Raw genomic sequence first — 12,563 nt, 5'->3', positions numbered from 1 at the left:
AACAGGCGGTTTGATAAACATTTATCCGCAATATAAAATCATTTTAAACCCTTATGCATCAAGACTTTTGAAGAACCTCCATATACAATTCCCTGCTGATCATCTCTGCGCCTAAACTCATTAAATGATCGTTTGGCATTTGGCAGTCGATTAAATCGATATTCATTTTACTCAAAAAAACCAGTGCAGCTTTAGAAGCATTGCTTACATGGCTAAACATGCTTTCGCCACAAAAAATGCGGTTTACCTTAATTCCGTATAAGCCGCCTACCAATTTGTCATCAAGCCAAACCTCTACACTGTGAGCGTAACCTTGCTGATGGAGATTAATGTAGGCATCCTGCATTTCATTGGTTATCCAGGTGCCATCCTGCCCTTTCCTTTCAGTATTTGCGCAGTTTATAATTACATCTGCAAAAGCCTTATTAAAGGTGATATTAAAAATTTCATCTTTTAAAACTTTCCGCATACTCTTGCTGATTTTTATCTTATCAGGATATATTACGCAACGCTCATGCGGCGAATACCACAGAATCGGTTCGCCCTCACTAAACCATGGAAATATACCGTTTGAATATGCAACTAAAAGCCTTTCTGTACTTAAATCACCACCAATAGCCAACAAACCATCCTCCTCTGCCAAAGCCGGATCAGGGAAGCCTGGGTTATCGTCTAACAATTGAAAAAACATGGACAAAAATAAAGAAAGAAAACAAAGATTAAACCCTTGCGTTTTAAATAAGTCATACTGTAAAACAAGCCATTATGAGCGCAAAAGATAATTTCTTCAAAGTAAAACATCTTTACAACCGGGCGGGCTTTGGTATTTCTTACACCGATCTGGAAAAGCTAAGCAGAAAGAATCTTGAGAAAGTGGTAGATAACCTCCTCAAAGATTCAGAAAAAAAAGATCCCATCAACTTGGTTAATGATTTTGAATCTAAGCGGCAACTCTTGGTGCAGGCAGGTTTATATGCCAAAAAAGACCTCAACGATGAGGAGAAAAAAATGCGACAGCAGATTATTCGCGAACAAAACGAAGTAAGCCGCGATTTAAACATTGCTTTCGTAAATAAAATGATTAATACCGATGCGCCATTGAGGGAGAAGATGACTCTTTTTTGGCACGGCCATTTTGCCTGCCGCAGCAATAATCCCTTTTTTGCACAACAATTAAACAATATACAACGCGAAAATGCACTTGGCAGTTTTAAAACGTTACTTGTTGAGGTTTCGAAGTCGCCTGCAATGCTGCAATACCTTAATAATCAGCAAAACAAAAAAGGGAAGCCAAATGAAAATTTCGCCCGGGAGCTTATGGAGCTTTTCACCCTAGGCAGGGGAAATTATACCGAGCAGGATATTAAAGAATCTGCCCGTTCTTTTACCGGCTGGATGTATGATAAAGACGGATCGTTTGTTTTTAGACAAAACCAACATGATGCGGGAACAAAAACTTTTTTTGGTAAAATCGGAAATTTTGAAGGGGAAAACATTATTGATATTATCCTCGAAAAGCCTGAAACTTCACAATTTATCGCCCGGAAAGTATATAAATTCTTTGTAAACGATAATCCAGACGAAGCGCACATAAAAGAACTTGCCACACACTTTTACAACTCAAAATACGACATTGCCTCATTGATGAGGAAAATGTTCACATCAGATTGGTTTTATAGTGATGAGAACGTTGGCACCAAAATTAAATCGCCGGCAGAATTTCTGGTAGGTTTAAGCAGAGAATTCTATGTTACCTATAACAAACCTCAGGTTTTAATACAATTGCAGAGCAGTTTGGGCCAATACCTGTTTAACCCGCCAAATGTAGCGGGCTGGCCAGGCGGACAAAACTGGATTGACAGCTCTTCGTTAATGTTGAGAATGCGCATTCCTTCACTGGTTTTAAATGATGGGGAAATCGACTTTAGTGGTAAAGCCGACCCTGAAGATGAAGCTGTAATTGCCTTAAGCCGTACAGCAACAACCAATGCAAATGCCAATACGAAACCAAAATCATATGTAAATGCCAATGCAAACTGGACCAAATTTTTAGATACTTTACCTAAAGGATTAACGCCATTAGAATTGACCCAATTTTTATTGCAACCGAAATTAAACACTAAAATAACAACCATGGTAAGTGATAATAAAGGGTTGAGAAGTACAGCAGTAGAAATTACAAGTATGCCCGAATATCAACTGTGCTAGGTGCTTATTTTGGTTAATGGTTTGATGGTTCATAGTTGATAGCCAAGTGACAAAATACCGAAGATTTTAAACTCCGGTTGATAGTTTAATGACTCATGGCTAATAACAGGTTAGCCAACTAGCTAAAATGTTGAATATGAGCCATTAAAAACAAGCAATTAGTTTAAACACTAACAAGATGAACAGAAGAAATTTTTTAAGAAATACAGGGTTTGTTGCAGCAGGCTCGTTATTCGTTCCCGCTTTTATGAAACCGCTTGAGGCCATGGCGTTGGATGAGTTGAGTTTATACAAAAACCTGGTTGTGGTACAGCTTTCTGGCGGAAATGATGGTTTAAACACCGTAATCCCATTTGGAAATGATATTTATTACCAAAAACGAAAAAGCATAGCCATTAAGCCTGAAGAAGTAATTAAACTTAACGATATGCAAGGCTTAAACCCGAATATGGCTGCCCTGCAAGAGATACACGACCAAGGTTGGATGACGATTATTAACGATGTAGGTTACCCAAATCCTGACCGTTCGCACTTCCGTTCAATGGATATCTGGCAAACCGGTAGTGATAGCAACCAGTTTTTATCTACCGGATGGATTGGCCGCTATTTAGACAGCAACTGCCAAACCTGCAAATTCCCTTATACTGCAATTGAGGTAGATGATTCACTTTCTTTAGCGATGAAAGGGCAAACCAAAAAAGGCATCGCTTTGAAAGATCCCGCAGCCTTATTCCGCAATACCAACGATCCCTTTTTTAAATCGATGTTGCAAAACGATAAAGAGCATTTAGATGAAGATAACCTGGGGTTATTTGTATAAAACCATGATCGAAACTTCATCTTCTGCAAATTATATACAGAATACATCGAAAATTTATCAATCGAAATCAACCTACCCAACTTCGGGTTTTGCGAACCAGTTGAAAACGGTTTCCAAGTTTATATCTTCGGGATTAAAAACCAGGGTATATTATGTTTCGTTAAGCGGTTTCGATACGCATGTAAATCAGATCGGGCAACAAGGCAATTTGCTTAAACAGTATAGCGAAGGCATGGCTGCTTTTTTGAAAGACTTAAAATCGAACAACAAACTCGACGATACATTGGTAATCACTTTCTCTGAATTTGGCCGGAGAGTTGAACAAAACGCCAGCAACGGCACCGACCATGGAACTGCAAATAATATGTTTGTTTTCGGTGGAAAATTAAAAAAACAAGGCATTTTTAACGCTGCGCCTAATCTGGGCGATTTAGATACGGGCGATTTAAAATATCAGTTGGATTTTAGACAGGTATATGGTACCATTCTAGATAAATGGCTGGATGTAAATAATGCGGATATTTTAAACAAGAAATTTAATACACTTGATTTTATATAACCTTAGCAATAGAAGTCAAGTTTCACAGCACTTTAGCCATTCAAACTTGACTTTTTAATATCTAAAAAGAAATATTACACTTGATTTTTTATAGCCCGGCAAAAGAAGTCAAGTTTCGTAGCACTTTAGCCCTTCAAACTTGACTTCTTTAATATCTAAAAAGAAATATTACACCTGATTTTACATAGCATGGCAAAAGAAGTCAAGTTTTATAGCACTTTGGCCATTCAAACTTGACTTCTTTAATATCTAAAAAGAAATATTACGCTTGATTTTACATAGAACGGCAAAAGAAGTCAAGTTTCACAGCACTTTGGCCATTCAAACTTGACTTCTTTAATATTTACTTCTTTTTTAGTACATAAACCGGCCGGTTTGAATCTGAAGAAACTTGCTCTGTATAAACACTAAACAACTCATAGCCATAGGCTTTCATCTTATTCACTGCATCAATTGCTGAATTAAATCCTAGTTTTTTATCATTATCATCCCTAATGTACTGTTCGCTAAAATCGCCAACCTTTTGCCCATACTCCAGCGCAATCCATTGTTTATCTGCCAGAAAACTTTTTGTTGCACGGATCTGAACAAAATCCACGTGGATATCCGTCAATTTTACGCCATTTACATTTTGGGCAATACCGCGCGACAGCCCAAAGCAAGCGACGAACGCCGCTGCAAGAATTAATTTTTTCATGTTGTGTTTCTTTTGTGTGTAATTCTAAATTACAAAGAATACATGATGTTGTTGAAATGAATTGTAACAAATACTTCAGAATTAAATCTTAACCTAAAAAAACACAATGAACTTTTTAGGCAATATCATCTGGATTATTTTTGGTGGCATCTTTATTTTCTTCGAATACATTATTGGAGGCTTAATCCTTTGCTTAACGATTGTAGGTATTCCTTTTGGCATACAATGTTTTAAATTTGCCATTGTGGGGCTTGCTCCTTTTGGGGTTAAAATAACCGATACATCATCAAATACAGGCTGCCTTTCTACCATCATGAACCTGATTTGGATTTTATGTGGTGGTTTCTGGATTGCGTTAACCCATTTGTTTTTTGGCATCCTGCTTTGCATTACCATTGTAGGTATTCCATTCGGTCGTCAGCATTTTAAGCTAATGAATCTGGCTTTTACACCTTTCGGGAAATCGATTTCATAATTTGAGGTAATTATTGGATCAATCCTATTGATTTAGAATGTTCAATCGCCTCTTCACTATTATTAAACAAACAAGCCCTAACATTTTTACCTTCAATTTTTCTAAGCAGTTCTAACGCTTCTGCTTCTTTTTCAGGGCGAATATTACGGATGTAAACTGCCTCAATATTTTTTGGATATTTCTCTACTATGGAAGCATAAATTTGAGGGTCATGCTGCGAATTATCACCAAAAAATACAAACTTCTGGTTCGGAAAAGCATCCAGGATCCGCATTACCCTTAATAATTTACCTTCATGCCCTGTTTTGCCTGTTTTAATTAAATCTTTCCACCGCTTTAAAGTATTTAAAAGAAAAGCACCATCAGGTAGTTTATTAAATTTAAATGTTTCTACCAAATAATCGTAAAGATTCCACTCGCTGCTACTTACATAAAAGAACGGGTTGGGCTGATTGGAATCGGTATGCGAAAGTGCAAGTTGCTGGTAATGGCTTGCAGCAGCAGGAAAAGTTTTCCGGGTGTGTGGATTTTTGACAAAAAGCTCTCTCAACCGTCGTCCAATAGTGGCAGAATGCGAAATCATTACCGTATCATCCACATCAGAGATGAAAGCATATTGCGTAATGTGTGGCACATAAATTTTTCCTTCCCCAGTACCCAACACACTTCCGTTCTGATCAATTGCTTCTACTTTTACATCATGCCAGCCCGCGGGGATGTCGTTTTCAGCTTCCCATTCGAATTTAAAAAAGCCATCTGCCTCGGCTGTATTGGAAATGATCTGGTTAAAAAACCGTAAACGGACATCAGCAAAAGCATAAGGTTTTAAAATAAAAAGCTTTAAGAGGTAAATGATGTTAACCAGTATATTATTGCTATAAATCTGCTTTGTTTTCGCTTTGTGCTTAAAAACGTGCCCATAAACAACAAGATTGTGGGTATGGCCATAACCATGATATACTTTTACACTTACAGATTTATTCATTGTTATTAAAACAGAGTTAATTAAAAGTTGTTTGTGATGTAAACATAAGTTAACTACATGAAATTACTATTTATCATCAATCCAGGCTCTGGCAGTCACGATATAAACTTAAAAAAAGTAATTTCTGCACATTTCGAGGCAAAAAATACCGAAGTCGATTTATTTGAATTGCCTAAAGATTGTTCCATTGATAAGATTAAGGAAAAAATTAACAGTTCGAAAGCAGATCGGGTTGTGGCCGTGGGTGGCGATGGCACATTAAAACTGGTTGCAGAGTGTTTATTAAATACCGAAACACCCATTGGGATTATACCCGCAGGTTCGGCTAATGGCATGGCAAAAGAACTGGGCATACCAACAGATATTGAACAGGCTTTGGCCTTTTTGGATGGCGGCCGACTCCAAAAAATTCATGTAGTTAAACTTAATGAGGAAATTTGTATCCATTTATCCGATCTTGGTTTCAATGCCTACCTGGTTAAAAAATTTGATGCACTACCCGAACGCGGAATGTGGGGCTATGCAAAAGCTACCTGGCACGCATTGTGGAGTCACCGCCGGATGGAGGTACAACTAAAACTTAAAGATGAAACCATAACCTCTAAAGCTGCGATGGTGGCCATTGCCAATGCGACCATGTATGGTACTGGCTTAAAAATAAACCCGGATGGAAAACTCGATGATGAACTTTTTGAGGTGGTTTTGGTTAAAGATTACTCTTACATGGAGATATTAAAAATTTGGATTACCAAACTGCCATTTAACCCTAAAAAGATTGAAGTATTTCAAACTGCAGAGGTAAAAATTTCTTCAAAACATAAAGCGCACTTCCAGGTTGATGGTGAATATATTGGCCAGGTAAATACGGTAGAAGCTAAAATTATTCCAGCTGCCATTACTGTTGTATTGTCAAACGAATCAGCCCCTGAAGCTATCGGGTAGTGCACGGTGAATCCTAATTGTAAAGTATAATCTGAAAAACTCGGCAATAAAACAAACCCGGAATAGGATATCGAACCAGCGATCGCCCAGATGTAATACTTCTGGCAGATAAGTAATGAAACCGATAGAAAAAACCCATACCACTAAACGGAATGGAAATTGAATGTAATAGGTTATAAAACCAAATTTTTTAAGTAAAATTAATCCTATTGCCGAAATAAACAACGATACGAACAAGGGCAACAGTAAAACTACTTTAGCTTGAGAGAGTACCTGATCTGGAATCTCGTTCAGGTGAGTTAAAATCTGCCAAAACTGCTTTGCCAGCAATATGATGCTGATAATATCCAATAAAGCAAAAAATCTGGTGGCGTTTTTCATTTACTTACAATATTTTGCCAGATAATCGTCTGCCAGTTTACTCCCCATATACTTAACGAAAGTAAAATCTTCGCAGGCTCCCTGTTTATCGCCTTGTTTTATCTTTTTCAAACCCATTTTTATCCGGTCGCCTAAATATTCATCGTCTATACCGAGTTGATTTTTTATGGCAATAATCTGAGCTTCCTGCCCAGGCTTTGCCTGATCGATGTTTTTATAAAAGTTGATTACTGAATTTGTTAAAGCCTCTTCGGCCTGATAACTGCGGATGGATTCTTGCATGGCTTCGCTTGATTTCCCTTCGCAATTGTAGCCAGACAGCACAAAATTAACAGGAACAACAATCGATACCGTGGTATCGTAACCCGCCGGAACCTGCCATTTCCCGCTGCTCATCCGAATCAGACGTAATGCTTCTTCATCCAGATCGGACAAGATTCCTTTACTTACTTTCGAGAAATAAACCTTTCCCTCACTGTCGAGTTTAAAGCTCACATTTACCGTTCCCTGGATGCAGTTATCTTTAGAAAACTGAGGATAGATGGTATTTTCTCTTAAGAAATTCGTAAAGCCACTTTTCCCTGATTTAAACTGGACTTGTGCCATGGCATATGAGCAGCATAAAAGTAGATAAATGGTGAATAGCTTTTTCATTATACTAATTTACGGTTTTAACCGCAGAGCACGCAAAGTTTTTCGCAAAGGGAAGGGAAGTTTTTTGCCACGGAAATCACAGAAATTATTCCTTGTTAATCTGTATTTCTGTGGCTAAATAAAACCTCTTTATGTTCTCAGTGGTAATGCTTGGAAAACGTAGCCTTCAGAATCAAATTCGGATCAGGGCAATTGGACAAGTACCTTTCCCTTTCGCTAAACTTGCAAACTCCAGGGTAATCGCCTTTTAACCCTTCCATATTTTCGATTAATTGGAAATGAAGGTGTGGCGGCCAATAACCGTTTTCTTCTTTTGCACCCAATGATGCAAATCTCGCTCCTGCGGCAATAAATTTACCTTCTTCTATACCATTTAATGAATCCAAACTTAAATGCCCGTATAAAGCATTAAACTTAAATCCATTTATTTCATACGCAAGAATTATTGTTGCACCGTAATCGCCGAAGTTGTTGTTATTGGCAAAGCTTTGAACAGTAGCATCATAAAAATTATAGATTGGGGTGGCAACCGGTCCCCAGATATCTACGCCCAAATGTAATCTTCTGGGTTCTTCGCCGGTGTCAAAATGAGCACTCCGCGAATAAATGGTGCGGTGTTCATTGTATCCGCCAATTCCATAACGCGCATTATTGCCGGCAAGTTTTTCGTTTACCCAGGCAGAAAACAGATCGGTATTGTCTAAAATTTCATCCGTTAGCTCAGTATTTGCTGCTGTAAAATCTAAACTTAAAAGCTGATCCTGATTTACATCAAAATCTACAACTTTTTGGATCAAAGAAGCATTTGATTGGATAAGTTGCTCGAAAGTTTGCATGCTGATTATTTAAAAATGTAAACGAAATTATAAATATAGTGAGATAAGGCACCACCAATTACAAACAGGTGCCAAAGTTCGTGACTGTGCATCCACCTGGACAGCGGTTTATCTTTTGCATAATAATAAGTTCCGGCGATGTAAAAAATACCCCCGAACAACAACCAGAAAATTGCCCCAACAGGTAAAGCACCCAACATTTTTTGTAGCAAAGGCACAATTAAACAGCCCATTAAAATGTATATCGACAAGGAAATGGCGTTACTTTTTAACCGGTTAAAGATTTTAAGCAGGCAACCAACAATGGCAATAATCCATACTATGGCGAACAGACTCCACTTAAGCCAACCATCAAATACAAGCAATGCGGTTGGGGTATACGACCCTGCAATCATAAGATAAATGCAGCAATGATCGAATTTCTGCCAGAAACGCACACCATAATCAGTAGCCGGATAGCCATGGTACATTGCACTTACACCAAAAAGGATAAAGGTACCAATACTATAAATCCAGGCAGCAGTATACGCAATTGGGGTATGGCACTTTTGGAGCAATAGGTAACCTGCCGGAATTGCAATTAACGCCGGTATAAAATGTGTGAAGAAATTAACGGGTTCCCTTAGCTTCCTCACAAAGATTTATTCGCTGTCTTCGTCTTTTTGCCGTGGCTCTTTTGCAATTTTATCAAAAAGATGATCCATACGCTCTACATATTCATTTGTATCATCTACAAAGAAAGTAAGCTCTGGCACAACCCTAACCTGGTGGCGGATTCTGCTTCCTAGCTTATACCTGATTTCGCCTGCATGTGCGTTAACCGTATTGATAGATAGTGTAGTATTATTGGTATTAAAAAAGCTTAGGTAAACTTTGGCTACTGCCAAATCTGGCGAAACCCGAACCCGGGTAATGGTTACCAGTGTATTTGGCAAAAACGCAGCACCTTCACGTTGAAAAACCTGTGCCAACTCCTCTTGTAATACTCCTGCAAATTTCTGCTGACGTTTACTTTCCATAGTGTATTTATCTATCGGCACTGTGATGAGACCACGCAGTTTTTAATACTGCGGGTTTTATTTCTACATCCAATGACGGAATTTAATCTAATATAACAAATTACTATCATACGGGTATCTTGCCACGTGTGCGGCTTTAACCTTATCATACAATAGTGTTTTAAACTCTTCTAAGTTTTCTTTTTCTGTAGCCGATATAAACAATACAGGCACTTTATCGTGGCTCATCCAACTTTTCTTAAAGTCTTCAAGCGTTAATTTACCATCATCTGCTTCATCATCAAGTTCTGGCGAAACATAAGCATCAATTTTATTAAAAACTAAAATCATGTCTTTATCAATCGCGCCTATATCTTTCAATGTTTCGTTAACCGTATTAATCTGATCTTCAAAGTTTGGGTGCGAAACATCAACCACATGGATCAGTAAATCCGCTTCACGTACTTCATCTAAAGTAGATTTAAAACACTCTACCAAATGGTGAGGCAGTTTGCGGATAAATCCAACGGTATCTGAAAGCAGAAAAGGCAAATTCTCGATCACCACTTTCCGCACTGTTGTATCTAAAGTTGCAAATAGTTTATTCTCTGCAAATACTTCCGATTTCGACAGCATATTCATGATGGTAGATTTACCCACGTTGGTATAACCAACCAAAGCTACGCGAATTAACTGACCACGGTTTTTACGTTGTGTTTCGTTTTGACGATCGATATTTCTTAAACGCTCTTTTAACAAAGAGATTTTGTTTAAAATAATCCGCCTGTCACTTTCAATCTGCGTTTCTCCCGGTCCGCGCATCCCGATACCCCCTTTTTGGCGTTCTAAGTGTGTCCACATACCTGTTAAGCGTGGCAGTACATATTGTAATTGTGCCAGCTCAACCTGTGTTTTTGCCTGTGCCGTTTGCGCCCTGTTGGCAAAAATATCCAGTATTAAATTGCTCCGGTCTAACACTTTAACACCAAGTTCGCGGTCGATGTTGCGCAGTTGTGAAGGTGACAGTTCATCGTCAAATACAACTACATCAATTTCTTCCGATTTTACATAAGCCTTTATTTCTTCCAGTTTTCCTGTACCCACAAATGTGGCACGCTCTGGCTTAAGCATTTTTTGTGTAAAAACCTTTTCTACCTTCCCACCGGCTGTATCAACCAAAAAGGCCAGCTCATCTAAATATTCTTTTGTTTGGGCATCTTTTTCGCCGGGTGTAACCACACCAACCAAAATTGCCCGCTCCTGCACAATGGCAGTATCATAAAATTTTTGTTTTCCCATGTAATTGCAACAAAGATACGAAATTTGCAAACTTGTAAATCCATTAAGAAACCATACGCGTGCAATAAAAGTTTTTAATTCCCTTTAGAGCAAAATGATTGTCAACGCTTATATGGCAATACGACCAAATCAAACCAGTTAAATGTTTTCAGGCGACTTAGGTGGTTAAAGGTAAAGTGAAATATAAACCTCGCAGGTTTTAAAAACCTGCGAGGTTTATACAGTCTATATCTGCCCTACAAATTCCTTAATTGCAGCACCCGGATTATCGGTTTTCATAAAATTCTCACCGATCAGGAATCCATTAAAGCCTGCTGTTTTTAATTCTTTAATTGTTTGTGGATTACTAATCGCACTTTCCGAAATCTTTAAAAAACCGTTCGGAATTTTATTGACTAAATCAAACGAGGTTTGAATATTTACAGTAAAATCTCCCAGGTTTCGGTTGTTTACGCCTATGGCATCTAGATTAGGGCAGATGCTTCGCTCCAATTCTTCCAAATTATGCACTTCTAAAAGCACATTTAAACCTAAATCTTTTGCAAATTTCCCAAAATCGTTCACTTGTTGAGGTGTTAAGATTGAAGCAATCAACAGAATAATATCTGCACCCCAGGCTTTTGCCTCGAGGATCTGGTATTCGTCGATCATAAAATCTTTCCTTAAAATCGGAATATCGTTTGCAGCTCTTGCAGCTAATATATCATCTGTTTTACCGCCAAAGAAATCTACATCGGTTAATACAGAAAGTGCTGATGCCCCTGCGGCATTATACGCCTGGGTTACTTCAGCAACATCGGCAATGCCATTAATTAAACCCTTTGATGGCGAACGGCGCTTAAACTCAGCAATAATGCCAGTGCGCTCTTCTGCCAATAAAAACGATTTAAAGGAATAGGGTGTTCTGTTAAAATGCACCGATTTTTCTAAATCCTGAACAGAGATTAAAGCCTTTGCGGCTGCAACTTCTTCCTTTTTACGTAATACGATTTTATCTAATATGTTCACCCCTAAATCCCCTGAAGGGGACTTTGACTTTCCATCGTTCATATTTCTGTTATAATCAATTTTAAACTTTAAGTTACTTGGGTTTTCATTCCCCCTTCAGGGGGCTAGGGGGTCATTAACCAATTTTGCATCATCTGTTTACCATACTCGGTAAGTACGCTTTCGGGGTGAAACTGTACACCACGCACATCCAAAGTTTCGTGCCTTAAAGCCATAATCTCACTTTTATGATCTCTTGCCGTAATTTTTAAACATGAAGGAAAGTTATCCTTACTTACCACCCAACTGTGGTAACGGCCAACATTTATTGTTTGCGGGCATTCCCAAAACAATGGCTCATCTCCATCCACAACGGTTACCGGAGTGGCAATTCCATGCATTGGTCTGCCTAAATTTAATAAAGTTCCGCCAAAAACCTCGGCAATGGCCTGCTGACCTAAACATACGCCAAAAATACTTTTTGTAGGTGCATATGTCTTGATCACATCCAGCAATAAACCGGCCTCTTCGGGTATTCCCGGACCTGGTGAAAGCAAAATTTTATCATATTTATCTACATCTGCCAAGTCGAATTTATCGTTTCTCCAAACTTCAGCTTCATAACCTACCTCATTAATTAAATGTACGAGGTTGTAGGTAAAACTATCATAGTTATCGATTACTAAGACGGTTTTTTTATCTATATTTTCCATTTTATTTCC

At 38.3% G+C, this 12,563-nt stretch carries 16 protein-coding genes; 5 read left to right on the top strand and 11 right to left on the bottom strand.

Going from position 1 to position 12,563, the window contains the following annotated elements; translation table 11 throughout:
* Window positions 1-58: 58 nt before the first annotated feature.
* Window positions 59-691 carry a leucyl/phenylalanyl-tRNA--protein transferase gene (gene aat, locus AC0IWE_RS22250; RefSeq protein WP_471794766.1) on the bottom strand — a complete coding sequence of 211 codons (633 nt, stop codon included), beginning with the start codon at window positions 689-691 and terminating at the stop codon, window positions 59-61.
* A 74-nt stretch (window positions 692-765) separates the two neighbouring features.
* Here aat and AC0IWE_RS22245 point away from each other — a divergent pair, with 74 nt between their 5' ends.
* The 3 genes from AC0IWE_RS22245 (at window position 766) to AC0IWE_RS22235 (ending at window position 3,587) form a co-directional block, all read left to right on the top strand.
* A complete protein-coding gene (locus tag AC0IWE_RS22245) occupies window positions 766-2,208 on the top strand; it encodes a DUF1800 domain-containing protein (RefSeq protein ID WP_471794765.1) in 1,443 nt (480 codons plus the stop codon).
* Window positions 2,209-2,386: 178 nt separating this feature from the next.
* Window positions 2,387-3,028: a DUF1501 domain-containing protein gene (locus AC0IWE_RS22240; protein ID WP_471794764.1), complete on the top strand. Its 642-nt coding sequence runs from the start codon at window positions 2,387-2,389 to the stop codon at window positions 3,026-3,028.
* Entirely contained in the window at window positions 3,000-3,587 is a 588-nt protein-coding gene (locus AC0IWE_RS22235) for a DUF1501 domain-containing protein (RefSeq protein WP_471794763.1), read from the top strand. The genes AC0IWE_RS22240 and AC0IWE_RS22235 overlap by 29 nt, the downstream gene beginning before the upstream one ends.
* Window positions 3,588-3,930: 343 nt before the next feature.
* On the opposite strand, the gene AC0IWE_RS22230 is transcribed toward AC0IWE_RS22235, so the two are convergent.
* The gene (locus AC0IWE_RS22230) at window positions 3,931-4,284 is read right to left on the bottom strand and encodes a hypothetical protein (RefSeq protein WP_471794762.1); all 354 of its coding nucleotides are present in this window, start codon (window positions 4,282-4,284) and stop codon (window positions 3,931-3,933) included.
* Window positions 4,285-4,390: 106 nt separating this feature from the next.
* Here AC0IWE_RS22230 and AC0IWE_RS22225 point away from each other — a divergent pair, with 106 nt between their 5' ends.
* On the top strand, window positions 4,391-4,759 hold the full coding sequence (locus tag AC0IWE_RS22225; protein ID WP_029274540.1) for a YccF domain-containing protein: 369 nt from the start codon (window positions 4,391-4,393) through the stop codon (window positions 4,757-4,759).
* 10 nt (window positions 4,760-4,769) lie between these two features.
* On the opposite strand, the gene AC0IWE_RS22220 is transcribed toward AC0IWE_RS22225, so the two are convergent.
* A complete protein-coding gene (locus AC0IWE_RS22220; RefSeq protein WP_471794761.1) occupies window positions 4,770-5,744 on the bottom strand; it encodes an App1 family protein in 975 nt (324 codons plus the stop codon).
* A 57-nt stretch (window positions 5,745-5,801) separates the two neighbouring features.
* Between AC0IWE_RS22220 and AC0IWE_RS22215 the strand changes: the two genes are divergently transcribed.
* Complete coding sequence (locus tag AC0IWE_RS22215) at window positions 5,802-6,686, top strand: diacylglycerol/lipid kinase family protein (RefSeq protein ID WP_471794760.1); 885 nt, start codon at window positions 5,802-5,804, stop codon at window positions 6,684-6,686.
* Here AC0IWE_RS22215 and AC0IWE_RS22210 read toward each other — a convergent pair.
* From AC0IWE_RS22210 to AC0IWE_RS22175, 8 genes are all read right to left on the bottom strand, one after another.
* On the bottom strand, window positions 6,663-7,067 hold the full coding sequence (locus tag AC0IWE_RS22210) for a hypothetical protein (RefSeq protein ID WP_471794759.1): 405 nt from the start codon (window positions 7,065-7,067) through the stop codon (window positions 6,663-6,665). The two genes, AC0IWE_RS22215 and AC0IWE_RS22210, sit on opposite strands and share 24 nt — an antisense overlap.
* The gene (locus tag AC0IWE_RS22205; protein WP_471794758.1) at window positions 7,068-7,721 is read right to left on the bottom strand and encodes an energy transducer TonB; all 654 of its coding nucleotides are present in this window, start codon (window positions 7,719-7,721) and stop codon (window positions 7,068-7,070) included. It lies immediately after the preceding gene.
* Window positions 7,722-7,858: 137 nt separating this feature from the next.
* Window positions 7,859-8,557: a peptidoglycan DD-metalloendopeptidase family protein gene (locus AC0IWE_RS22200; RefSeq protein ID WP_471794757.1), complete on the bottom strand. Its 699-nt coding sequence runs from the start codon at window positions 8,555-8,557 to the stop codon at window positions 7,859-7,861.
* A 5-nt stretch (window positions 8,558-8,562) separates the two neighbouring features.
* Complete coding sequence (gene trhA, locus AC0IWE_RS22195; protein WP_471794756.1) at window positions 8,563-9,192, bottom strand: PAQR family membrane homeostasis protein TrhA; 630 nt, start codon at window positions 9,190-9,192, stop codon at window positions 8,563-8,565.
* Window positions 9,193-9,198: 6 nt separating this feature from the next.
* Window positions 9,199-9,576: a 30S ribosome-binding factor RbfA gene (gene rbfA / locus AC0IWE_RS22190; protein ID WP_025143353.1), complete on the bottom strand. Its 378-nt coding sequence runs from the start codon at window positions 9,574-9,576 to the stop codon at window positions 9,199-9,201.
* Window positions 9,577-9,663: 87 nt separating this feature from the next.
* Complete coding sequence (gene hflX, locus AC0IWE_RS22185) at window positions 9,664-10,854, bottom strand: GTPase HflX (RefSeq protein ID WP_055909106.1); 1,191 nt, start codon at window positions 10,852-10,854, stop codon at window positions 9,664-9,666.
* A 225-nt stretch (window positions 10,855-11,079) separates the two neighbouring features.
* Window positions 11,080-11,862, bottom strand: coding sequence for an indole-3-glycerol phosphate synthase TrpC (gene trpC / locus AC0IWE_RS22180; RefSeq protein ID WP_055909523.1), 783 nt, complete (start codon window positions 11,860-11,862; stop codon window positions 11,080-11,082).
* A 104-nt stretch (window positions 11,863-11,966) separates the two neighbouring features.
* Window positions 11,967-12,554 carry an anthranilate synthase component II gene (locus AC0IWE_RS22175; RefSeq protein WP_055909108.1) on the bottom strand — a complete coding sequence of 196 codons (588 nt, stop codon included), beginning with the start codon at window positions 12,552-12,554 and terminating at the stop codon, window positions 11,967-11,969.
* Between the last annotated feature and the right edge of the window lie 9 nt (window positions 12,555-12,563).

It is taken from the genome of Pedobacter sp. AC402, from assembly GCF_979252805.1.
Note: the sequence above shows the minus strand (reverse complement) of the source record. Positions and strands in the feature narration are given on the sequence as shown.

Bases quoted from the DNA above. Each gene is read 5' to 3' on its own strand.
- aat (WP_471794766.1), bottom strand. From the start codon at position 691: ATGTTTTTTCAATTGTTAGACGATAACCCAGGCTTCCCTGATCCGGCT.
- AC0IWE_RS22245 (WP_471794765.1), top strand. From the start codon at position 766: ATGAGCGCAAAAGATAATTTCTTCAAAGTAAAACATCTTTACAACCGG.
- AC0IWE_RS22240 (WP_471794764.1), top strand. From the start codon at position 2,387: ATGAACAGAAGAAATTTTTTAAGAAATACAGGGTTTGTTGCAGCAGGC.
- AC0IWE_RS22235 (WP_471794763.1), top strand. From the start codon at position 3,000: ATGAAGATAACCTGGGGTTATTTGTATAAAACCATGATCGAAACTTCA.
- AC0IWE_RS22230 (WP_471794762.1), bottom strand. From the start codon at position 4,284: ATGAAAAAATTAATTCTTGCAGCGGCGTTCGTCGCTTGCTTTGGGCTG.
- AC0IWE_RS22225 (WP_029274540.1), top strand. From the start codon at position 4,391: ATGAACTTTTTAGGCAATATCATCTGGATTATTTTTGGTGGCATCTTT.
- AC0IWE_RS22220 (WP_471794761.1), bottom strand. From the start codon at position 5,744: ATGAATAAATCTGTAAGTGTAAAAGTATATCATGGTTATGGCCATACC.
- AC0IWE_RS22215 (WP_471794760.1), top strand. From the start codon at position 5,802: ATGAAATTACTATTTATCATCAATCCAGGCTCTGGCAGTCACGATATA.
- AC0IWE_RS22210 (WP_471794759.1), bottom strand. From the start codon at position 7,067: ATGAAAAACGCCACCAGATTTTTTGCTTTATTGGATATTATCAGCATC.
- AC0IWE_RS22205 (WP_471794758.1), bottom strand. From the start codon at position 7,721: ATGAAAAAGCTATTCACCATTTATCTACTTTTATGCTGCTCATATGCC.
- AC0IWE_RS22200 (WP_471794757.1), bottom strand. From the start codon at position 8,557: ATGCAAACTTTCGAGCAACTTATCCAATCAAATGCTTCTTTGATCCAA.
- rbfA (WP_025143353.1), bottom strand. From the start codon at position 9,576: ATGGAAAGTAAACGTCAGCAGAAATTTGCAGGAGTATTACAAGAGGAG.
- hflX (WP_055909106.1), bottom strand. From the start codon at position 10,854: ATGGGAAAACAAAAATTTTATGATACTGCCATTGTGCAGGAGCGGGCA.
- AC0IWE_RS22175 (WP_055909108.1), bottom strand. From the start codon at position 12,554: ATGGAAAATATAGATAAAAAAACCGTCTTAGTAATCGATAACTATGAT.